The sequence below is a fragment of the Geobacillus jurassicus NBRC 107829 genome, from assembly GCF_001544315.1.
GTDB classification, from domain to species: Bacteria; Bacillota; Bacilli; order Bacillales; family Anoxybacillaceae; genus Geobacillus; species Geobacillus jurassicus.
Map to the genome: position 1 here is coordinate 1 of NZ_BCQG01000017.1, position 22,154 is coordinate 22,154.

General features: G+C 54.8%; 20 protein-coding genes. 1 reads left to right on the forward strand and 19 read right to left on the reverse strand.

The genetic code is table 11. From position 1 onward, the window contains the following. Positions 1 to 94 precede the first annotated feature (94 nt). From dapA to dpaA, 5 genes are all read right to left on the reverse strand, one after another. Positions 95 to 970 carry a 4-hydroxy-tetrahydrodipicolinate synthase gene (gene dapA / locus GJ1_RS06265; protein WP_066229963.1) on the reverse strand — a complete coding sequence of 292 codons (876 nt, stop codon included), beginning with the start codon at positions 968 to 970 and terminating at the stop codon, positions 95 to 97. 5 nt (positions 971 to 975) lie between these two features. After that, positions 976 to 2,229, reverse strand: coding sequence for an aspartate kinase (gene dapG / locus GJ1_RS06270; protein ID WP_066229966.1), 1,254 nt, complete (start codon positions 2,227 to 2,229; stop codon positions 976 to 978). Between the two features lie 20 nt (positions 2,230 to 2,249). Further along, entirely contained in the window at positions 2,250 to 3,293 is a 1,044-nt protein-coding gene (gene asd / locus GJ1_RS06275; protein ID WP_066229969.1) for an aspartate-semialdehyde dehydrogenase, read from the reverse strand. A gap of 111 nt (positions 3,294 to 3,404) precedes the next feature. Beyond that, positions 3,405 to 4,010, reverse strand: a complete 606-nt coding sequence (locus tag GJ1_RS06280; RefSeq protein ID WP_013145721.1) for a dipicolinate synthase subunit B — start codon at positions 4,008 to 4,010, stop codon at positions 3,405 to 3,407. After that, positions 4,007 to 4,912: a dipicolinic acid synthetase subunit A gene (dpaA, locus tag GJ1_RS06285; protein WP_066229975.1), complete on the reverse strand. Its 906-nt coding sequence runs from the start codon at positions 4,910 to 4,912 to the stop codon at positions 4,007 to 4,009. The genes GJ1_RS06280 and dpaA overlap by 4 nt, the downstream gene beginning before the upstream one ends. Positions 4,913 to 5,102: 190 nt before the next feature. On the opposite strand from dpaA, the gene GJ1_RS06290 reads away from it, so the two are divergent. Beyond that, positions 5,103 to 5,345, forward strand: coding sequence for a YlmC/YmxH family sporulation protein (locus GJ1_RS06290; RefSeq protein WP_066229978.1), 243 nt, complete (start codon positions 5,103 to 5,105; stop codon positions 5,343 to 5,345). 64 nt (positions 5,346 to 5,409) lie between these two features. On the opposite strand, the gene GJ1_RS06295 is transcribed toward GJ1_RS06290, so the two are convergent. From GJ1_RS06295 to GJ1_RS06360, 14 genes are all read right to left on the reverse strand, one after another. Continuing rightward, the gene (locus tag GJ1_RS06295; protein ID WP_066229981.1) at positions 5,410 to 6,657 is read right to left on the reverse strand and encodes a M16 family metallopeptidase; all 1,248 of its coding nucleotides are present in this window, start codon (positions 6,655 to 6,657) and stop codon (positions 5,410 to 5,412) included. Next, positions 6,644 to 7,627 carry a polysaccharide deacetylase family protein gene (locus GJ1_RS06300; RefSeq protein ID WP_066229984.1) on the reverse strand — a complete coding sequence of 328 codons (984 nt, stop codon included), beginning with the start codon at positions 7,625 to 7,627 and terminating at the stop codon, positions 6,644 to 6,646. Before GJ1_RS06300 ends, GJ1_RS06295 begins: the two co-directional genes overlap by 14 nt. Positions 7,628 to 7,714: 87 nt before the next feature. Beyond that, positions 7,715 to 9,886, reverse strand: a complete 2,172-nt coding sequence (gene pnp, locus GJ1_RS06305) for a polyribonucleotide nucleotidyltransferase (protein WP_013523420.1) — start codon at positions 9,884 to 9,886, stop codon at positions 7,715 to 7,717. Between the two features lie 140 nt (positions 9,887 to 10,026). Next, positions 10,027 to 10,296, reverse strand: coding sequence for a 30S ribosomal protein S15 (rpsO, locus tag GJ1_RS06310; RefSeq protein WP_011230768.1), 270 nt, complete (start codon positions 10,294 to 10,296; stop codon positions 10,027 to 10,029). 87 nt (positions 10,297 to 10,383) lie between these two features. Continuing rightward, positions 10,384 to 11,364 carry a bifunctional riboflavin kinase/FAD synthetase gene (gene ribF, locus GJ1_RS06315; RefSeq protein WP_066229987.1) on the reverse strand — a complete coding sequence of 327 codons (981 nt, stop codon included), beginning with the start codon at positions 11,362 to 11,364 and terminating at the stop codon, positions 10,384 to 10,386. Between the two features lie 42 nt (positions 11,365 to 11,406). Continuing rightward, on the reverse strand, positions 11,407 to 12,315 hold the full coding sequence (truB, locus tag GJ1_RS06320; RefSeq protein WP_066229995.1) for a tRNA pseudouridine(55) synthase TruB: 909 nt from the start codon (positions 12,313 to 12,315) through the stop codon (positions 11,407 to 11,409). Between the two features lie 54 nt (positions 12,316 to 12,369). Continuing rightward, a complete protein-coding gene (rbfA, locus tag GJ1_RS06325) occupies positions 12,370 to 12,753 on the reverse strand; it encodes a 30S ribosome-binding factor RbfA (protein WP_066229998.1) in 384 nt (127 codons plus the stop codon). Positions 12,754 to 12,768: 15 nt separating this feature from the next. Continuing rightward, positions 12,769 to 13,047 (reverse strand): DUF503 domain-containing protein, encoded by a 279-nt coding sequence (locus GJ1_RS06330; protein ID WP_066230001.1) that lies wholly within the window; start codon positions 13,045 to 13,047, stop codon positions 12,769 to 12,771. Continuing rightward, on the reverse strand, positions 13,044 to 15,263 hold the full coding sequence (gene infB / locus GJ1_RS06335) for a translation initiation factor IF-2 (RefSeq protein ID WP_066230004.1): 2,220 nt from the start codon (positions 15,261 to 15,263) through the stop codon (positions 13,044 to 13,046). The genes GJ1_RS06330 and infB overlap by 4 nt, the downstream gene beginning before the upstream one ends. Positions 15,264 to 15,276: 13 nt before the next feature. After that, positions 15,277 to 15,585 carry a YlxQ family RNA-binding protein gene (locus GJ1_RS06340; RefSeq protein WP_066230007.1) on the reverse strand — a complete coding sequence of 103 codons (309 nt, stop codon included), beginning with the start codon at positions 15,583 to 15,585 and terminating at the stop codon, positions 15,277 to 15,279. Then, positions 15,575 to 15,865 carry an RNase P modulator RnpM gene (gene rnpM / locus GJ1_RS06345; RefSeq protein ID WP_066230009.1) on the reverse strand — a complete coding sequence of 97 codons (291 nt, stop codon included), beginning with the start codon at positions 15,863 to 15,865 and terminating at the stop codon, positions 15,575 to 15,577. The genes GJ1_RS06340 and rnpM overlap by 11 nt, the downstream gene beginning before the upstream one ends. A gap of 12 nt (positions 15,866 to 15,877) precedes the next feature. Continuing rightward, complete coding sequence (nusA, locus tag GJ1_RS06350; RefSeq protein ID WP_066230013.1) at positions 15,878 to 17,029, reverse strand: transcription termination factor NusA; 1,152 nt, start codon at positions 17,027 to 17,029, stop codon at positions 15,878 to 15,880. 24 nt (positions 17,030 to 17,053) lie between these two features. Next, positions 17,054 to 17,527 carry a ribosome maturation factor RimP gene (gene rimP, locus GJ1_RS06355; RefSeq protein ID WP_066230017.1) on the reverse strand — a complete coding sequence of 158 codons (474 nt, stop codon included), beginning with the start codon at positions 17,525 to 17,527 and terminating at the stop codon, positions 17,054 to 17,056. 218 nt (positions 17,528 to 17,745) lie between these two features. Continuing rightward, a complete protein-coding gene (locus GJ1_RS06360) occupies positions 17,746 to 22,050 on the reverse strand; it encodes a PolC-type DNA polymerase III (protein ID WP_066230019.1) in 4,305 nt (1,434 codons plus the stop codon). Between the last annotated feature and the right edge of the window lie 104 nt (positions 22,051 to 22,154).

Here is a 22,154-nt window from a genome sequence, read left to right on the forward strand (position 1 = left end):
CCATCAACCAGCCAATGGATTTCCGGGCGGAGGCAAAAAAAGCCCCAACGCACAAGCAAGGCGTTGGGGAATCGTTCTGCCGAAAGGCCGATGGTTACGACAAATCATCGAGCAGGCGGCTTAGCTCCTTCCGCTCTTGTTCGGTGAGCGGCACAAGCGGAAGGCGCACCGAACCGACGTCCAGCCCGCGCAGCTGCAGCGCGGTTTTGACCGGCACCGGACTCGGAGCGGCAAACAGCCCTTTCATGAGGGGCAGCCATTTTCGATGCAGCGCTGCCGCCTTCTGATGATCGCCCGCTGCAAAGGCGCGAATCATCTCCTGCATTTCATTGCCGATGATATGCGAGGCGACGGAAACGACCCCGGCACCGCCGATCGCTAAAACCGGAAGCGTCAAGCTGTCGTCGCCGCTGTAGAGCAAAAAGTCGTCCGGTGTGCATTCAATGATTTCCGCCATTGCGTCCAAATTGCCGCCCGCTTCCTTGACGGCGACAATGTTCGGAACTTCGGACAGCCGGATGACCGTCTCCGGGGCGAGATTCACCGACGTGCGCCCTGGAACGTTATACAGCATCACCGGCAGCGATGTGCTTTCCGCAATCGCTTTGAAATGCTGATACAGCCCTTCTTGGTTCGGCTTGTTGTAATACGGCGCCACAAGCATGACAGCATCGACGCCCGCCTCTTCCGCCTTTTTCGTCAGCTCGATCGACGCGCGCGTATCGTTCGTGCCCGTTCCAGCAATGACCGGCGCCCGGCCGTTGACGACGGAGACGACATGGCGAAAAAGCGCGATTTTTTCCTCGGTCGTCAACGTCGGCGACTCCCCGGTCGTACCGGCGACCACAAGCGCGTCTGTGCCGTTGTCAAGCAAATAGTTGACAAGCTCCGTTGTTTTTGCCAAGTCGAGATTCCCTTTTCGGTCAAATGGCGTAACCATCGCCGTTACGATGTTCCCGAATTGAACCACGGTTTTCACTCCTCGCTCCAAATCGCTTCATGCCCGCCCGCATCCGCCTCGGATAGGCAAAAGGCGTCATGCAGAGCGTTGACGGCTTTTTCCATATCGTCCTGCTTCACTAACACCCAAATCGTCGTATGGCTGTCGGCCGACTGCAAAATTTGGATGCCTTGCTCTGACAAGGCGGTGACAATTTTTGCCGTCACCCCCGGCACGCCGGCAATGCCGGCGCCGACGACCGACACTTTGGCGCAGCGGGGCGTCACGGCCGGTTCGTAACCGATGCGGCGCAAAGCGGCCACCGCCTTTTCCGTCATGTCGCCGCTTACAGTGTACACAACGCCGTACGGCGAAATGTTGATGAAGTCGACGCTGATGCCCTCGTGGGCCATGGCTTGAAACACATCGGATTGCAGCTCATAATGGCCTTCTTTCGCCAGCACTTTGATTTGTGTGACGTCCGCGACGTACGTAATGCCGGTGACAAGCCGCTCTTTCACATCGCTTCCTTTTCGGCCGCGGACCGATGACGTGACGAGCGTCCCCGGAGCATCGGAATATGTCGAGCGAATGCGCAGCGGCACTTTCGCCTGCATGGCGATTTCCACCGCGCGCGGATGGATCACTTTCGCCCCTTGGTACGCCATGTTGCAAATTTCCGTATAGGTGACAACCTCAAGCGGCCGGGCGTTCTCAACGATGCGCGGGTCGGCCGTCATCACGCCGTCAACATCGGTGAAAATATCAACCCACTCCGCGTTTAACGCCGCGCCGAGCGCCGCCGCCGACGTATCGCTCCCGCCGCGGCCGAGCGTTGTGATGTCGCCGTTTTCCGCCATGCCTTGAAAGCCCGCGACAACGACGACGTCGTATTGCTCAAGCGCCTCTAGGAGGCGATCGCAGCGCATTTCGAGAATTTTCGCGTTCGTATGATCGCTGTTCGTGCAGAACCCGGCCTGGGCGCCGGTAAATGCCGTGGCCTTGACGCCGTGTTCGTTCAACAAGTTGCTGAACACGACGCTTGAGATGATTTCTCCGCACGCCATGAGCATATCTTGCTCGCGCTTCGTTACGTGGTGGCGAGCGCCGCCGATCAAACTAAGCAACGTATCCGTCGCATATGGGTCGCCGTAACGGCCCATGGCCGATACAACAGCGACGACTTTGTAGCCGTCTTCAAGCGCTCGTTCAATATGACGGCGCGCCAAGTTCCGCCCGCGCTCGTCGCGGACGGACGTGCCGCCGAACTTTTGAACAATGAGTTTCATGCTAACACCCCGATGCTTTTTCAAATGAGCCCGAGCTTCAGCAAGCTTTCTGCGATTTGCACCGAGTTCGAGGCTGCGCCTTTTAACAAGTTGTCAGCGACAATCCATAGATGGAAGCCGCGGCGGTTGTCCAAATCGCGGCGAATGCGGCCGACAAACACGTCGTACTTACCGACGCAATCCACCGGCATCGGGTACAGCTGTTCGCTCGGATCATCTTGAAGCACGACGCCCGGCGCTTCGCGGAGCACCGCCTGCAAGTCGGCAACGGTGACGCCGTCTTGTTCGATTTCGATGTACACCGATTCCGAATGGCCGCTCGCCACCGGAATGCGCACGCATGTCGCCGCCACTTTCAGCTCAGGCATATGCATAATTTTTTTTGTTTCATTGATCATTTTCATCTCTTCAAACGTAAATCCATTGTCTTGGAACTTATCGATTTGCGGAATGGCGTTGAACGCAATTTGGTAATGCTTCCGGTCCGATTTCACTGGCAAAATGTTCGCCTCAACCGGTTTGCCTTCGAGCACCGCTTTCGTCTGCTCGTTGAGCTCTTCAATCGCCTGCGCTCCCGCTCCGGAGACGGCCTGGTACGTCGAGACGATGACGCGCTCTAAGCCAAACGCCTTCCGAATCGGCTCCAACGCCACGACCATTTGAATCGTCGAGCAGTTCGGATTGGCAATGATGCCGTTATGCCACTTTAAGTCGCTTTCATTCACTTCCGGAACGACAAGCGGCACGTTTTCCTCCATCCGAAACGCGCTCGTGTTGTCGATGACGATCGCCCCGCGCCGCACCGCTTCCGGCGCCAGCGCTTTCGATACGGCGCCGCCGGCGCTGAACAAGGCGATGTCGACCCCATCAAAGCGCTCGGGAGATGCCGCCTGCACTTCGATCTCCTCGCTGCGAAAGCGCATTTTTTTGCCGGCTGACCGCTCCGATGACAACAAGGTCAATTTTCCGACAGGAAAATTCCGGTCTTCCAACGTCCGCACCATTTGCTGCCCAACTGCCCCCGTTGCTCCGACGACAGCGACATGATATTGTTTTTGAGCCATCAACCATTCTCCTTCCACATCGTCACTCTAAGAGGTGAATTCATAGTCTTTATTTTATCACATTCCGTTGCGGACGAGAGAACATTTTTATGCGCAACGTTGATTTTTGATTCAGTTGTAGCGGAACCGCTCGATAATGACCGGCTGCAGCTGCTTCCCTTCAAGCGCGGCAAGAATCGTATCGCGCAAAAGCGGCATGTAGGCGACCATGGAGTTCGGCTTCGCCTGCGGAGCATCTTGGCCGAACGGGATGAAATAAATGTTTTTTGCTGCCATAAGCCGCATAAGATTGACGCCGTTTAGGCCGAGCGCATCGTTGGTGGAGATGCCAAGCACGACCGGGCGGTGGTTGCGCATCGTCGCTTTCGCCGCCATCAACACTGGGGAATCGGTCATGGCGTTGGCCAGCTTACTCATCGAGTTGCCAGTGAGCGGGGCGATCACCATGCAGTCGAGCGGGATTTTCGGTCCGAGAGGTTCTGCTTTGACGATCGTATCGATCACCTCGTTTCCAGTCAGTTGCTCCAGTTTTTTCACCCATTCTTCCCCTTCGCCAAAGCGGGTGTTCGTCGTTTTCACCGTATAGGTGACGATCGGCAGCACCTCCGCTCCTTCGTTGACAAGCTTCTCGATCTCCGGGAACACCGCATCATATGTGCAATGCGACCCGGTGAGACCAAAGCCGATTCGTTTTCCTTTCAAGCTGTTCCCGCTCATTGTCGATTCTCCTCCCGTTTTTGTAAATCTTCATATAATAGCTGCGCCAAGACGTTGGCGATGATTTGCCCGGCCGTTTTCGGCGCGACGACCCCAGGCAGCCCGGGCGCCAAAATGGCTTTCACTCCGCGTTTTTCGGCGTAGCGAAAATCGGTACCGCCGGGTTTGGATGCCAAATCGATAATCAGCGTATGGGGCGGCATTTTGGCGATGACGCTCGCCGTCACGATGAGATGAGGCACGGTGTTGATGCAGACGTCAATGTCACGCACTTCTTTTTCCAAATCGTTTAAGTGAAACGGCACAAGCCCCATTTCCGTAATGCGAGCGAGATGTTCCGATCGGCGCGCCCCGACTTTCACTTTCGCCCCCAACGCAGCGAACGTCCGGGCGACGGTCATGCCGACGCGTCCAAGCCCCAAGACGGCGACGCGCGAGCCGTGGATCGTAAAATCGGTATGCTGAATGACCATCATCACCGTGCCTTCCGCGGTCGGAATCGAGTTGTAAATGGCGACATCGTCGCGCTCAAACAACTGCACATGCTTGCGCCCCGTTTTTTTCACCAATTCGTCCAAATACGCGTTGCTGATGCCGGAGTAAATCGTGCACCGCCGCGCCGTTTTTTGCACCATCTTTTCCGTAAACGGAATCGGTTCATGGGCGAACACGCTGTTGACGTTCCCGTCCAGCGTCGTGCCGTGAACCGGCAAAATGATCGCATCCAAATCAGCAAAATCGACTTCGCTGATCGGCAGCTTCATCGCCCCAGTGAAATGGTGGGCAAGTTGGTCAAAGCCGACAAGCGACAACTTCGCATCGAGTTCAACGAGTTTGCGAATGACTTCAAGCTGTCTAGCATCGCCGCCGATGATGGCGATATGCATTCCTGTCAGCATCATGTTATACGCTCACCTTCTTTATTGGCAAACTGCTCCGTTTCTTTTCCCATCTTATGTCGGAAGGAAAATATAGGTGAATATCCTTGCGGGAAAAAATGGGCGATATGCGCTGACAGCAGACAAGATGCAGTCATTTTTTCTTGTTTTGTTCCTTACAATAGAAATAAAGAAGCCAAAAAGGGGGATCGGCATGAGGCTGAGCGAGTTAAGCGGAAAGGAAATTGTCGATGTGAGGCGGGCAGAGCGGCTCGGGGTGCTCGGGCAGACCGATTTGGAAATCAACGAGCAAACCGGGCAGATCGAGGCGCTGCTCATCCCAACGGGGAAATGGTTCGGATTTCGCAAAGACGGGCAGGAAATTCGCGTGCCGTGGAAATATATTCGCAAAATCGGCGCCGATATGATGATGATCGACGTCCCCGACGAAGGGTGAAAGGGGCGTCAAACGAAAAAGCTAACAACCTAGCGAAAGGTCGTTAGCTTTTTTGATGCTCGAACTATGAACGAAACGGGCGCGGCAGCACGCCGTCCGGACTGATTAAGGCGAGCGCGTAATCGTCCGTGAAAACCGTGCGCGCCAGTTCGTTTACTTTTTCCACCGTGACGCTTTCAATCTCTTCAATGATTTCATCGAGCGAGCGGTGGCGGCCGAGAAGGAGTTCATTTTTGCCGTTGCGGCTCATTCGGCTGTTCGTGCTCTCGAGCCCAAGCATCAGGCTTCCTTTCATCTGCTCTTTGCTGTTACGCAGCTCTTTTTCGGTGACTCCGTCCTCTTTCAGCTGGCGAATGGTCTGTTGGATCGTTTCAAACAGCACATCAAGCTGGCTGCTTCCGGTGCCGGCGTAAATGGCGAGCAGGCCGCTGTCTTGGTAGGCGGAATGGTATGAGAACACCGAATATGCCAATCCGCGCTGTTCGCGCACTTCCTGAAACAGCCGGCTGCTCATGCTGCCCCCTAAAATATTGTTCAAGATGAGGAGCGGGTACGCGTCCGGATGGCCGATCGGCAACCCGTTGAATCCGATGCATACGTGCGCCTGCTCGGTGTCTTTTTTGCGCGCGATCTTTTGCGGCACAAACGACGGCGTCCCTGAAGAAGGTGGCTTGCTCTCTGCGGTGAACGAGCCGAAATAACGCTCGACCTCGTCAATAAACCGTTCGTCGACGTTGCCGGCGACCGAAACGACGACGCGATCCGGTGTATAGTAGTCCGCCATATATTGGCGCAACGTGTCGCCAGTGAACGTGCGCAGCGTCTCTTCCGTGCCCAAAATCGGATAGCCGAGCGGATGGCCCGCATAGCACGCTTTGCCGAGCAAATCGTGGACGATGTCATCCGGTGTATCTTCATACATTTTGATTTCCTCGAGCACGACGTTGCGCTCTTTTTGCAGCTCATCCTCAACGAACGTCGAGTGGAAAAACATATCAGCGAGCATTTCAAGCGCCAACGGCGCGTGTTCATCCAACACTTTGGCGTAATAGCACGTATATTCTTTCGACGTAAAGGCGTTCACCTGCCCACCGATGCTGTCGAACGCTTCCGCAATATCCCGGGCCGTGCGCGTCGTCGTCCCTTTGAAAAACATATGCTCTAAAAAGTGGGAGATGCCGTTGTTTTGCTCCGTTTCATTGCGAGAGCCGGTGCCGATCCATATGCCGATGGCCACCGAGCGCACGGTCGGGATTGGCTCGAGCACGATTCGTACACCGTTTTTGCACGTATATTTGTTAATCAACTCCATGTTCCTCCTGTTTGTTTGCCAGTCTTTTCTCATCGAATAAGGCCGTCAAGCTGCCTAAGGCGTAGCCTTGGCGCTTGATCGAGGCGATCAGCTCGTCAAGCGCGGCCGCCGTCGGCATCGTCGGATGCATTAAAATGATGGCACCGGGATGAACGTTTGATGTCACCCGTTTCACTATAACAGATGGCGACGGTTTTTGCCAATCAATTGTATCGACGCTCCATAGAATCGTTTTCATGCCGAGTTCCGCGGCGACCTCGACGACCTCGTCGCGGTAGCTGCCGCTTGGCGGGGCAAACCATTTGCATTTAACCGATGTCGCCGCCTCAATCACTTCGTTTGTTTTCTCGAGCTCGCGGCGGATGTTGTCGACAGCGAGCGTTTTCATATCAGGATGGCTGTAGGAATGGTTGCCGATTTCATGGCCGGCGTCTGCTATCATTTTTGCCATCTCCGGGTGTTTTTTTACCCATCGTCCTTCCAAAAAGAACGTCGCCTTCACACCGTGCTTTTTCAACGTCTCAAGCATATCAGGAAGGTATTCTTCCCCCCAGGCGACATTGACCACAAACGCCACCATCGGCTTGTCAGGATGACCTCGGTAGATCGGCGCCGGCGGCAAATCGTCCAAATGGATGCGCGGGGGCACTTGCCGGAACACGAGTTTTCGCTCATCAAACATTCCCGTTTTTTTCATGTTTTGATAGGAGGCGTCAATGTCGACGGCGAGCCCGTTGTAGCCAGGCGTCGCCTTCCACACTTTATCGATGACCGCATCTTGGGCGGGAATTTCATATTGCTTCGCTTGTTTGACGATCGTGTCGTACAGCTTGTCGCGCTCTTTCATCGCGGTCGTTTCCATCGGGCGCCAGCTCGCGATGTAATCGCCAACCGGCGGCCAATGAACCGCCGCCCAGGCGGCAAGAAACATGACCGCTAGCGCCATATAGCGGGCGCTTCCGTTGTTCACCCTTGTCCCCCTCCTTTTTTACTACTACAACATATGTCTTAGGGGGACAGGATAGAACATAACAAAAGAGCCTTAAGAAACAAATTCCTAAGGCTTCATGCGATGGCGCTCCGGCCGTCTTCCTCGTTTTTCCCTAGATTCCCGCGGCAGTTCCCCTCCAATGTTGCGGGCATCGCGCAACACCGCTTTGCGCGACAAATTGACGCGCCCTTGCTTATCGATTTCCGTCACTTTCACCAAAATCTCATCGCCGATCGAAACGACGTCTTCGACTTTGCCGACCCGCCCTTCAGCGAGCTCGGAAATGTGGACAAGCCCGTCTTTGCCGTTGAACAACTCAACGAAGGCGCCGAATTTTTCAATCCGTTTCACTTTGCCTAAGTACACTTGGCCGACTTCGACTTCGCGGACGATGTCTTCGATGATTTGCTTCGCTTTTTGGTTGGCCGCTTCATCCACAGACGAGATGAAAATCGTGCCGTCTTGTTCGATGTCGATTTTGACGCCGGTTTCGTCGATGATTTTGTTGATCTGCTTGCCGCTTGGTCCGATCACCTCCCGGATTTTATCCGGATTGATGTGCATGATCAAAATTTTCGGCGCATATTTGGACAGCTCTTTGCGCGGTTCGCTGAGCGTCTGCATCATATGGTCCAAAATCTCAAGCCGCCCTTTGCGCGCTTGCATGAGCGCCTCTTCCAAAATCTCACGCGTCAACCCTTTGATTTTAATGTCCATTTGCAGCGCGGTGACGCCTTTTCTCGTGCCGGCGACTTTAAAGTCCATATCGCCGAGATGGTCCTCGATGCCTTGAATGTCGGTCAAAATCGTATAATGATCGTCGTTTTTCACAAGCCCCATGGCAATGCCGGCGACCGGCGCTTTGATCGGCACCCCGGCGTCCATCATCGCCAACGTGCTGGCGCAAATGCTTGCCTGCGATGTCGAGCCGTTCGACTCAAGCACTTCGGAAACGAGGCGGATCGTATACGGGAATTCGCGCTCCGACGGCACGACCGGCTCAAGCGCCCGTTCGCCAAGCGCCCCGTGTCCGATTTCACGCCGCCCCGGCCCGCGCATCGGTCCGGTTTCGCCGACGGAAAACGGCGGGAAGTTGTAATGGTGCATAAAACGCTTCGATTCTTCCAGGTCAAGCCCGTCCAAAATTTGCACATCGCCAAGCGCCCCGAGCGTGCAAACGCTCAACACTTGCGTCTGCCCGCGCGTAAACAACCCCGAGCCGTGCGTGCGCGGCAGGACGCCGACCGCCGATGAAAGCGGACGGATTTCATCGACTTTGCGCCCATCCGGACGGATTTTTTCGACCGTGATTAAGCGGCGCACTTCTTCTTTCACGAGCTTATGCAAAATTTCTTGCACTTGCTTCAGCTTTTCTTCATCTGCTTCTTCCGCCTCATATTTGGCGATGACACCGGCTTTCACATCTTCAATGGCGGCGTCGCGCGCCAGTTTCTCCGGCACTTGCACCGCTCGCTTAATGTCCGCTTCCGCAAGCTGGCGGATTTCCGCTTCCAGCGCCGGATCCGGCTCGTAAAGGACGACTTCCATTTTTTCTTTGCCGACTTGAGCGGCGATTTCCTCTTGGAAGGCGATGAGCCGCTTCACTTCCTCATGGCCGAACATGATCGCTTCAAGAATCACTTCTTCCGGCACCTCATCCGCCCCGGCTTCCACCATGTTGATCGCATCTTTTGTGCCGGCGACGACAAGATGCAGATCGCTTTTTTCCATTTGCTCGACCGTTGGGTTGATGACAAACTGGCCGTCGACGCGGCCAACGATGACACCGGCGATCGGCCCTTCAAACGGAATGTCGGAAATCGTCAGCGCCACCGACGAACCGATTAAGGCCGCTACTTCCGGCGCGCAGTCTTGATCGACGCTCATGACCATCGAGACGACTTGCACTTCGTTGCGAAACCCTTCAGCAAACAACGGACGGATCGGTCGGTCGATGAGGCGGCTCACCAAAATGGCTTTCTCGCTCGGGCGGCCTTCGCGCTTAATAAACCCGCCCGGAATCTTCCCGACGGCGTACAGCCGCTCCTCGTAGTTGACGGTGAGCGGGAAAAAGTCGACGTTTTTCGCCTCCCGCGACGCAGTGGCCGTGCTCAACACGACCGTATCGCCGTAGCGGACCAGCGCCGCCCCGTTCGCCTGTTTCGCCAGTTCGCCAGTTTCAACGATGAGCGGCCGCCCGGCCACATCGATGGAAAACACACGTTTCTCTTGTTCCATACAGACGAGTACTCCTCTCTATGTACAAATGAAAATATGGATCCGCTGATGATTAGTATAGACGAATTGGCGCCGTTGTTATCATCGCCGCATAAATCGCGCCTATAAACTAGCAAAAAAGCGGGAATGCTCCCGCTTTTTTATCGACGTAATCCAAGTTTCTCAATCAATTCACGGTAGCGCGCCACATCTTTCTTGCGCAAGTAGGCCAATAAGTTGCGGCGCTTCCCGACCATTTTCAGCAAGCCGCGCCGTGAATGATGATCTTTTTTATGAATGCGCAAATGCTCGTTCAAGTTGTTGATTTGTTCCGTCAGGATAGCAACTTGCACTTCCGGAGAACCGGTGTCGTTCTCATGGATTTTAAATTGCTCGATGATTTCGCGTTTGCGCTCCTGCGTCAATGCCATCCTTGTTCACCTCCCTAGTCTTACATCCCCGATTGCCGAGCGGGCGTCGGTGACTCGCCTAGCCAAGCAATGGTTCGCATACATTGATTAGAATACCTCTTTTTCCGGCAAAATGCAAGTGTTTTCGCAGAAAGAGCGGAAATACTGCTCCGCCTCTTTCTTGTCGCGGGCAATTTGCGCCGTCAGCGCGTCGATGCTGGCAAACTTCCGCTCGCTCCGCAGACGGCGGTGCCACTCAATCGTCATCGTTTTTCCGTAAATGTCGCCGGAAAACTCGAGCAAGTGCACCTCAATATTCGGCAATCCCTCGCGCGTTTCATGGAACGTCGGTTTGTAGCCAACGTTCGCCACCCCTGCATACGTCTGTCCGCCGACCGTCGCCTTGACCGCATAGACGCCGACCGCCGGCAAGGCATAATCGCCGTTTAGCGCGATGTTCGCCGTCGGAAAGCCGATCGTCCGCCCGCGCCGCTCCCCAGCGACCACTGTTCCCTCGAGCTCGTAAAAGCGGCCGAGCAAGCGGGGAAGCTGTTCGACCGCTCCGTCTTCAAGCAGCTTTCGCACCCGGGTTGAGCTCACTTTTTCCCCGTCGACCGCGAGCTTCGGAATGATCGTCTGTCCAAAGCGGCCGCGCGCATGAATCAGCATCGTCTCCATCGTTCCTTTTCCGAACCGCCCATAAGTGAAATCGAAGCCGGCGACGACATGCTTCACGTGCAATCCGTCCAAATATTGGTCGACGAACATTTCTGGAGACAGCGCGGCAAACGTCGGCGTAAATTCCACGATGTACAGCCGGTTGACGCCAAGCGATGCGACCAGTTGCTCTTTTTTGCTAAGCGGAGTGATCAAGCGCAGCTCGGACTGTTTGCCAAGCACGACGGACGGATGAGGGTGAAACGTCATCACCGCGCTTTCGTACCCGCGCTCGTTGGCGATCTCGACCGCGGTGCGGATCACTTTTTGATGGCCGAGGTGGATGCCGTCGAAATAGCCCAGCGCCATCACCGTCGGAGGGAGCGCCTGGCGTTCGAGACGGTGCGGATGCGAAAGAAACAGCGTTTCCATGTCCATGACCCACCTTCTTTTTTCCGCGCTATACCCGCGGCATCAATGAAACACTTTGAGCGGCTTCATCAAGCCGGGGCGCACCGGATGCTTCACATACAGGGCCAGCGCTTCCCGCTCGGGCGAAACAAGCACAACCGGCCCGTCAAGCTTCTGCAAAAAAGCGGGAAGCCGGAGCAACGCCCCGTTTTTTACCTTCTCTGCTACTTTATCATTGATTTCATATTTCGGCAAATGAAAAAGAGCCCTCTCGATAGGGATGAGCAAAGAAGCTGCCGTCCCGTCGGCCGCCCGGCGCTCGACGTCTTCGAACGTCACACAATCTTCAAGACGAAACGGCCCGGACGCTGTACGGGTGAGGTCAGACATATACGCCGGATAGCCGAGCTGCTCACCGATCATCACCGCCAGCGTGCGGACATATGTGCCTTTGCTGCACGTGACGCGAAAGCGAAATGACACCGTTTCACCAGCGAATTGTTCGCGTTCATCAAGCAACTCAAGCTCATAAATGGTCACGCGCCGCGTCGGGCGCTCGACTTCGATGCCGGCGCGCGCATATTCATACAGTTTTTTTCCGCCCACTTTCACCGCAGAGTACATCGGCGGCGTTTGTTCGATGTCCCCAGTAAGGCTATGAAATACTGCTTCGATCTCCGCACGCGCAATCGGCCGGTCAACCGGGCGGACGGCGATGATGTCGCCGTCCGCATCTTCCGTTGTCGTCGCCGCGCCAATCGTCACTTCTCCTTCGTACGTTTTCGTCACCCCGGTCAAAAACTCGGCGATGCGCGTCGCTTTGCCGAGGCAAATCGGCAGCACACCGGACACGTTCGGGTCAAGCGTGCCGGTGTGCCCCGCTTTTTTTACACCGAGCAGGCGGCGCACTTTCGCCACACAGTCGTGCGACGTCATCCCTTTCGGCTTATTGAGCAGCAATACCCCGTCCATCGGCGCACCCTTTCCGTTTCCATAATCATGAATGGAAATGGATAGACAGTTCGCCTATCCATTGTTTGGCTCCTCATCCGCCTCTTTCGCAGGGCGATCGTTGCTTGAAATTTGCCGGATCAGCTGTTCGATGCGGCTGCCGTATTCAATCGTTTCATCGATTTCAAAGAAAATTTCCGGCGTCTTGCGCAGGCGGATGCGCTGGCCGATTTCCGAACGGATAAACCCTTTCGCTTTCTCGAGCGCCTTCAATGTATTTTCCCGCTGTTTGTCATCGCCGAGGACGCTGATGTACACTTTCGCCTGCTGCAAATCGCCGGTGACGCGCACATCGGTCACAGTGACAAAGCCGATGCGCGGATCTTTCAGCCTGCGGCTGATGATGTCGCTCAACTCTTTTTTCATTTGCTCGCCAACGCGAGTTGCTCGTATATTCATCACCCATCACCTCGGTTACAACCACTCGAATGATGTGGCCGCCCGCTCCAGCTCAGGGAACGAGTCGAGCAAAGCGAGCGCCCGCTCGAGCTCCCGTTCGGTCGCCTGGCGGCTTGACGTAATAGCGACAAGGCCGATGGTCGCCCGCTGCCATGCGTCTTGATGATCGATTTCGGCCACAGAGACGTTGTATTTTTGCCGGATTCTTGTCATCACCCGCTGCAGGACGGCCCGTTTGTCCTTGAGCGAGCGGGCGTTGTAGATGATGCATTCGCATGCGGCGAAGCCGATCATGCCCGGGCCACTTCCTCCATGACATATGCTTCGATGATGTCACCTTCTTTAATATCGTTGAAGTTTTTGATCGTCAGCCCGCATTCATATCCTTGCGCCACTTCGCGCACATCGTCTTTATACCGCTTGAGCGAATCGACTTCCCCTTCGTAGACGACGATGCCTTGGCGGATGAGGCGCACTTTGCTGTCGCGGGTGATTTTGCCGTCGGTGACATAGCAGCCGGCGATCGTGCCGACTTTCGACACTTTGAACGTCTGCCGCACTTCGGCTTGGCCAATGACTTTTTCTTCGTACTCCGGATCGAGCATCCCTTTCATCGCCGCTTCAATTTCTTCAATGACGTTGTAAATGATGCGATGGAGGCGGATGTCGACTTTTTCCGACTCGGCGGCGCGCTTCGCGTTGGCGTCCGGACGGACGTTAAAGCCGATGACGATGGCGTTCGATGCCGTCGCCAGCGAAATGTCCGATTCGGTGATGGCGCCGACGGCGGCGTGAATGATTTTCACGCGCACGCCTTCCACATCGATTTTTTGCAAGGCGGCGACAAGCGCCTCAACCGATCCTTGAACGTCGGCTTTGACGATCAAGTTCAGCTCTTTCATTTCGCCTTGCTTAATTTGTTCAAACAAGTCATCCAAGCTGACGCGCGTTTTCACGCTCCGTTGCTCCTGCAGCTGCCGCTGCGCACGCGCCTCCGCGATTTGCCGCGCCTTTTTCTCATCCTCAAACACCATGAAGCGGTCGCCGGCTTGCGGCACTTCATGCAGCCCGGTAATTTCGACCGGCATCGACGGAGTGGCCTCTTTGACGCGCCGGCCGCTGTCGTTCACCATCGCGCGCACGCGCCCGTAGGTCGTTCCGACGACGATCGGATCGCCGACATGCAGCGTTCCCGCTTGAATCAAAAGCGTTGCCACCGGTCCGCGGCCTTTATCGAGCTTCGCTTCGATCACCGTACCGACCTCGCGCCGGTCCGGGTTCGCTTTTAATTCTTCCATCTCACTGACAAGCAAAATCATTTCCAAAAGATGATCAAGACCTTCTTTCGTTTTCGCCGACAGCTTGCAGAAAATCGTATCGCCGCCCCATTCTTCCGGAACGAGGTTGTATTCCATCAACTCTTGCATGACGCGGTCCGGGTTCGCTTCCGGCTTATCGATTTTGTTGATGGCGACGATAATCGGCACGTTTGCCGCCTTGGCGTGGTTGATCGCTTCGACCGTCTGCGGCATCACCCCGTCATCCGCCGCAACAACGAGGACGACGATATCAGTCACTTGCGCGCCGCGCGCCCGCATCGTCGTAAACGCCTCATGCCCCGGCGTATCGAGGAACGTAATTTTTTTGTCGTTGACCGTCACTTGATACGCACCGATGTGTTGCGTAATGCCGCCGGCTTCCTGCTCCGTCACTTTGGAATGGCGGATCGCATCAAGAAGCGTCGTTTTTCCGTGGTCGACGTGCCCCATGATCGTCACGACCGGGGGCCGTTCAACCAAGTCTTCCGGCGCATCGACAATTTCGATCGCTTCAAAGTTCGTCTCATCAATCGTCACTTTTTCTTCGACTTCAACCCCGTAATCCGAACAGATGAGCTCGATGGCGTCTTTGTCTAAATCTTGGTTGATCGTCGCCATCACGCCGAGCATAAACAGCTTCTTAATAATTTCCGACGGCTCGCGGCCAAGCTTTTTCGCCAGTTCGGCGACGGTAAGAGAACCTTCGAACGTAATTTTTTTCGGCAATTCTTTTTCTTTTTTCGCCGGCTGCGGCGCTTGTTTTGCGGCTGGCGCCGCCTGTTTCTTTCCTTTCACCAGCCCTTTCCCTTTCTTTTTCGCCGCTTGGAGCAGTTTCTTTTCTTGCTGCTGCGCCTCGGTTTTTTTCGTTTCCTTCCCTTTTGGTGCTCCTTTTTTCTTCGCCGGCTTCATTTTCGCCGCTTCTTTCGTGTCGTCAAACATTTCCTCATCGGCGAAATCAGCCGCCTTCGCCGGCGTCGGCCGTTTCGGCTTTTCCGCTTTCTTTTCCGCCTTTTTCTCTTCTTTTTTCTCGGCGTTCGGGCGATATTGATGATCAAGCTTTTCGACGACGTCCGCCTCGAGCATCGCCATATGGTTGTTCACTTCAATGTTCATTTCTTTCAATTTATGAATAACGTCCTTGCTTGGCACGTTCTGTTTTTTCGCGTATTCGTACACACGCATTTTTGACATACATTCACCCCCATTAAGATCGGTCGAGCATCGTTTGCAACTGACGTGCGAACCCTTCGTCGGTGACGGCAACAACGACGCGGGCGTCCTTGCCGATTGCGCCGCCAAGAGTGTACCGATCCGGCACTTTGCAAAGCGGGACGCCGTAAAACGTGCATTTGTCGGTCACTTTTTTTTCCGTATTGGCTGATGCATCTTCGGAAAGCAGGACGAGCCGCGCCCGACCCCGCTGCACTTCTTTGACGACGAGTTCCTCGCCGGAGACGATTTTTCCCGCCCGCTGCGCCAGCCCAAGCAGCGACGCCCAGCGGTTATGCTTCATGCCTGGCCTGCTTCTCCTTTTCCGCCAAAGCGAGCAGCTCGTCATAAATCGCATCGGCGACGTCCGCTTTTAAATGGCGGGCTAAAATGTTTTTCTTTTTCGCCTGCAAAATGCATTCCGGATCAAGGGTAATATACGCGCCGCGCCCCGCCTTTTTGCCGGTCGGATCAATCGATACTTCCCCTTCTTTCGAACGGACGACGCGCACCATTTCCCGTTTCGGCTTCATCTCTCCGGTGACGACGCATTTGCGCAACGGAATTTTCTTTTGCGCTGCCATGTTCATCCCCCCTCACTCGACTTCCGCCGATTGATCGAATGATGGGCCGTCTTTCTCGCTATTTTCATTATCGAACGCTGCATCGCTGAAATCAAGCGAAGTGGATGGCGCATGCGGATCAATGCCCATCTCCAGCGCCTCGGACTCGCTTTTAATATCGATTTTCCAGCCGGTCAATTTCGCCGCCAGCCGCGCATTTTGCCCACGTTTTCCGATGGCGAGCGACAACTGATAGTCCGGAACGATGACGGTTGTCGCCTTTTGCTCTTCGTTGACAATGACGCGCAGCACTTTCGCCGGACTTAACGCGTTGGCGACAAACTCAACCGGATCGGCCGACCAACGGACGACATCGATCTTTTCCCCGTTCAGCTCATCGACGATCGCTTGCACGCGCTGCCCTCTCGGCCCGACGCACGCGCCGACCGGATCGACTTCCGGGTTGTCGGAGTGGACGGAAATTTTCGAACGGTCGCCGGCTTCACGAGCGATCGATTTAATCTCGACCGTTCCGTCGTAAATTTCCGGCACTTCGAGCTCAAACAACCGCTTCAATAGCCCCGGGTGGGTGCGGGAGACGAAAATTTGCGGCCCTTTCGTCGTTTTTTCGACTTTCGTAATGTACACTTTCAACCGATCGTGCGGTTTGTATGTTTCATTCGGCATTTGCTCATTCGCCGGCAGGAGCGCCTCCGCTTTGCCGAGGCTGACGTAGACAAAGCGAGGGTCGACGCGCTGAACGATGCCGGTCATAATGTCCTCTTCGCGATCGACAAACTCGGCGTAGATGATGCTCCGCTCCGCCTCGCGCACGCGCTGGGTGACGACTTGCTTTGCCGTCTGCGCGGCGATGCGCCCGAAATCGCGCGGCGTCACTTCGAGCTCGACGACGTCGCCGATTTGATAGTTCGGATTGATCCGTTGCGCGTCCTCGAGCGAAATCTCAAGGCGCGGGTCGGTCACCTCTTCGACGACATCCTTGCGGGCGAGCACGCGGATCGTTCCCGTGTCCATATTGAGATCGACGCGCACGTTTTGCGCCTGGCCGAAGTTGCGTTTATACGCCGAAATGATCGCCGCTTCGATCGCTTCCATGACGACTTCTTTGCTGATGCCTTTTTCCCGCATCAGATCGGCTAACGCCTCAAGCAATTGCGTGTTCATGAAACGAAAATCCCCCTTTTGCGATTAGAAGAAAATGACGGCTAGTCGGGCGCTCGCTACTTTTTCATACGGAATGGCGACTGTTTTTTTCCGCCCGCGGTCGTTGACCAAAAGCGTGACGGTCGTTCCGTCAAAAGCGGTTAACTCGCCTTCAAATTGCTTTGCCCCTTCAATCGGCTCGTACGTTTTGATATATACATTTTTTCCAATGGCTTTCAAAAAATCTTTCTCCTGTTTCAACGGTCGTTCCGCCCCTGGCGATGATATCTCCAAAAAATAGTTATGCGGGATCGGGTCGACTTCATCAAGCTTTTCGCTCAGCTTTTCGCTGACAGCGCCGCATTGTTCAATGTCGACGCCATCGTCAGAGTCAATGAAGACGCGCAAAAACCAATTTTTTCCTTCCTTCACATATTCAATATCGACGAGTTCGAGCCCCATTTCGTCTAAAATCGGCGTGACAAGTTGTTCGACCGTTTCTGTCACTTTTTTGCTCATTGTGTTCCTCCTTATCGAGCAAACATGCATGCGTGGCACAACGAGAAAATCCCCTGCACAGGGCGGGGAATGAACGAAAGACGGGCGCCAATTCAAGAAGAAAGAGTGGGTTTCCCCACTCTTTGCTTGCCATTATCTTTGCCAATTCCACTAAAACTATAACACATTGGGAAATATATTGCAACGGAAAACCGCCGTTGGAAGCGATGGCATCCCCGCTAAAACAGCGACAGCTGGTTATGGTCCGGGAGCGAGTCAAGGCAGCCGCGGCTTTCTAAGTACTCAAGCAACGTTTTTGATACTTTGCCGCGTTGCTGCAAATCCTCTTTCGACAAAAACTCGCCTTCCTCGCGGGCGCGCACGATGTTTTGCGCCACGTTCGTCCCGAGTCCCGGAATGGCGTTGAACGGCGGGATGAGGGAATTGCCGTCAATGACAAATTCCGTCGCCTGCGAGCGGTACAAATCGATATTTTTAAAGGAAAAGCCGCGCTCACACATCTCTAACGCCACTTCAAGAACGGTGAGCAAGCTTTTTTCTTTCGCCGTCGCCTGAATCCCTTTGGCGTTTATTTCTTCAATCCGCTTGCGGATGGCCGCCGAACCTTTGATCATGGCGTCAAGGTCAAAATCCTCGGCCCGCACCGTAAAGTACGACGCATAATACAAAAGCGGATGGTGCACTTTAAAGTAGGCGATGCGCACCGCCATTAACACGTAAGCAGCGGCGTGCGCTTTCGGGAACATGTATTTGATTTTTTTGCACGAATCAATATACCACTCCGGCACGTTGTGCTTGCGCATTTCCGCCTCGAATTCCGGCGTCAAGCCTTTTCCTTTGCGCACCGATTCCATGATTTTAAAAGCGAGCGACGGCTCAAGCCCACGGTAAATGAGATACACCATAATGTCGTCGCGGCAGCCAATCACTTCTGACAGCGTGCACGTGCCGTTTTGGATGAGCTCTTGCGCATTGCCGAGCCACACATCGGTGCCGTGCGACAACCCGGAAATTTGCACGAGCTCAGAAAACGTTTTTGGCCTTGTCTCTTCCAACATTTGCCGGACGAAGCGCGTGCCAAACTCCGGAATGCCGATCGTGCCGACATTGCACATGATTTGCTCCGGCGTGACGCCAAGCGGCTCGGTGCTGCTGAAAATGCCCATCACATCCGGGTCGTCGGTCGGGATCGTTTTCGGGTCGATGCCGCTTAAATCTTGCAGCATGCGGATAACCGTCGGATCGTCGTGTCCGAGAATGTCAAGCTTTAACAAGTTGTCGTGGATCGAATGGAAGTCGAAATGGGTCGTCCGCCATTCGGAGGACGTGTCATCGGCCGGATATTGAATCGGCGTAAAATCGTAAATTTCCATATAATCGGGAACGACGATGATGCCGCCCGGATGCTGCCCGGTCGTCCGCTTCACCCCGGTGCAGCCGGCCGCGAGCCGGTCGATTTCCGCGCCGCGCAGCTGCAAATTATGATCGCTCGCATACGCTTTGACAAACCCGTACGCCGTCTTGTCGGCGACCGTGCCGATCGTCCCGGCGCGGTAGACGTTGTCTTCGCCAAACAGCACTTTCGTATAATTGTGGGCGCGCGGCTGGTATTCGCCGGAGAAGTTCAAATCGATATCCGGCACTTTGTCGCCTTTAAAGCCGAGGAACGTCTCAAACGGGATGTCATGCCCGTCTTTTTTGTATTTCGTCCCGCACTGCGGGCAGTTTTTGTCCGGCAAATCAAACCCTGAACCGACCGAACCGTCGTTGAAAAACTCCGAATGCTTGCAGTTCGGACAAACGTAATGCGGCGGCAGCGGATTGACCTCGGTGATTTCTGTCATCGTCGCGACAAACGACGAACCGACCGATCCGCGCGACCCGACAAGATAGCCGTCATCGAGTGATTTTTTCACAAGCTTGTGCGAAATTAAGTAAATGACGGCAAAGCCGTGGCCGATGATGCTTTTCAACTCTTTCTCAAGCCGCTCTTCAACAAGTTTCGGCAGCGGATCGCCGTAAATTTCCTTCGCCCGCCGATAGCTCATTTCCCGGATTTCCTCATCTGCCCCTTCGATGCGCGGCGTATACAGCTCATCTTTGATCGGCTTCACATCGCCGATTAACGAAGCGATTTTTTGCGTGTTGTCGACGACGATTTCCTTCGCTTTTTCCGGCCCTAAAAACGAGAAGCACTCAAGCATTTCATTCGTCGTGCGGAAATACACATCGGGCAGCTCATGGCGATTGAGCGGGTTCGCCCCGCCTTGCGAGTGGATTAAAATTTTCCGGTAAATTTTATCCTCTGGATTCAAATAATGGACGTTGCCGGTGGCGACGACCGGAATGTTGAGCTTCTCGCCAAGGGCGACGATGCTGCGGATGATGTTTTTGATCATCTCTTCGTCTTTCACATAATCCATCTCGATGAGCGGCTTGTACACGTCCGGCGGATGCACTTCAAGAAAATCGTAAAAACGAGCGATGTCTTCGACTTCTTCCGGCGCCTTTTGGATTAAGTTGTCAAACAGCTCCCCTTTGTCGCAGCCCGAACCGACAAGCAAGCCGTCGCGGTGCTTGACGAGCACGGAGCGAGGAATGCGCGGCACGCGGTGGAAATATTGAATGTGCGACAATGACACGAGCTTGAACAAATTTTTCAGCCCGGTCTCGTTTTGCGCCAGCAGCGTCACGTGAAATGGGCGCGCAAGCCGATAGGACGCCTCGCTGTGTGTGCGGCTGTTCAGTTCGTCATGATACAGTATGCCGCGCTCTTCCGCTTCTTTCAACAGCCGCATGAGCAAATGCCCGGTCGCCTCCGCATCGTAGATGGCCCGGTGGTGCTGCGTCAGTTCAATGTCAAATTTTTTGCACAATGTATTGAGCCGGTGGTTTTTCAAATCCGGGTATAAAAAGCGGGCGAGCTCCAGTGTATCGATAACCGGGTTCGTGATTTTGCCGCGCCCCATGCGGGCGAGGCCGGCGTTTAAAAACCCGATGTCAAAGCTGGCGTTATGGGCGGCGAGCGTCGCGTCGCCAGCCCAGTCGACAAAGCGGGCGAGCACTTCTTCCGGCTTCGGTGCGTCTTTTAGCATCTCATCGGTGATGCCGGTCAGCTCCATCGTCGTCACTGACAGCGGATGCCCGGGGTTGGCAAATGACATGAACCGGTCGATGATCTCGCCATCTTTTACTTTCACCGCCGCCAGCTCAATGATCGTGTTGTACACAGCCGACAGACCCGTCGTCTCAACGTCAAAAACGACATATGTCTCCTCCGAAAGCCGGCGGTGCGTCTCATTGTAAGCGATCGGCACGCCATCGTCGACGATGTTCGCCTCAAGGCCATAAATGACTTTCATCCCGTATTTTTTCGCCGCGCTGTAGGCCTCCGGAAATGACTGAACAACGGCATGGTCGGTGACAGCGATCGCCGGATGCCCCCATTTTTTGGCTTGCTCAATGAGTTTCACCACCGAGGTGACCGCGTCCATTTGGCTCATTGGGGTATGCAAATGGAGCTCGACCCGTTTTTCCCCTTCCGGCGCTGTATCTTGCCGTTCCTTTGCGGCTATTTCGTTCAAATCGTTGGCGATGATGACCAAATCGCGGACGAACGTATCATTTTGCACGCTGCCGCGCACTTTCACCCACATGCCTTTTTTGACGCCGTTCATGAGTTCGGCGTCCTCTTTGTCGCGCGAGAACATTTTCACTAAAATCGAGTTCGTATAGTCGGTGATTTTCAGCGTCAGCAGCGTGCGGCCGCTTTTTAATTCGCTCACTTCGGCGTCAAATACATACCCTTCTACAACGACGCGCCGCTCTTCTTCGACGATCGTCTCCAGCCGCCGCACCGGCTCCTCGTCGCGGATCGGGTAGCCGATGACAAGGGGTCCGGACGGAGATGCGGCCGCCGATTTTTCTTCTTCTTTCGCCAGATCCGTCAATAAGGCCAACGCCCGCTCTTTGTCCTCTTGCTGTTTTTGCGCCAAAAACTGCTCCATTTCCTGCTTGGCCGGCTCGATGCTGACGTCAAGCTGAAGGGGCGGAAATCCAAATGAAGCGTACACATCAGCGATTTTTTTGGCGAACCGCCGTTTGACCGCCAACGCTTCCGCTTCATGGCGGGCGGCGACGATCAGCTTGTTCCCTTTCAGCGTCGGCGTCTGCCGGCTGAGCCAATCGACAAGCGGCGACACGCCTTCTTGCAGCTGTTCAAGGCAAAGCGGCCAGTAGCTTTGCACATCCGCCTCTGTCACGCGCGGCGCTTCGACCTCAATCGTATGGCGGACGGCGGCGATATGGCGGAACGCTGCCTGCAGCCGGTCGGCAAACGTTTTGTATACATGAGCCGGCAACGCGTTGGCGAACTGAAAATAAAAATGCCAGCTTTTTTCCTCTCTATCAATCACGACTTTGCGAATGGCCGCTTCACGAAAATGCGGCATCCACTCGTCCGACGTCATCTTCAGTTGTTCAAGCAAGATGAGAAACCGCTCTTTTTGTTCTTTCGTCACCATGACATCCGATTGTTCCCCTCTCAACATCTTACTCTTTCTCTATCATCATACCATATAAAAGCGCCGGCGAAAAAAGACAGACTTCTCTTTTCGCCAGCGCCGTT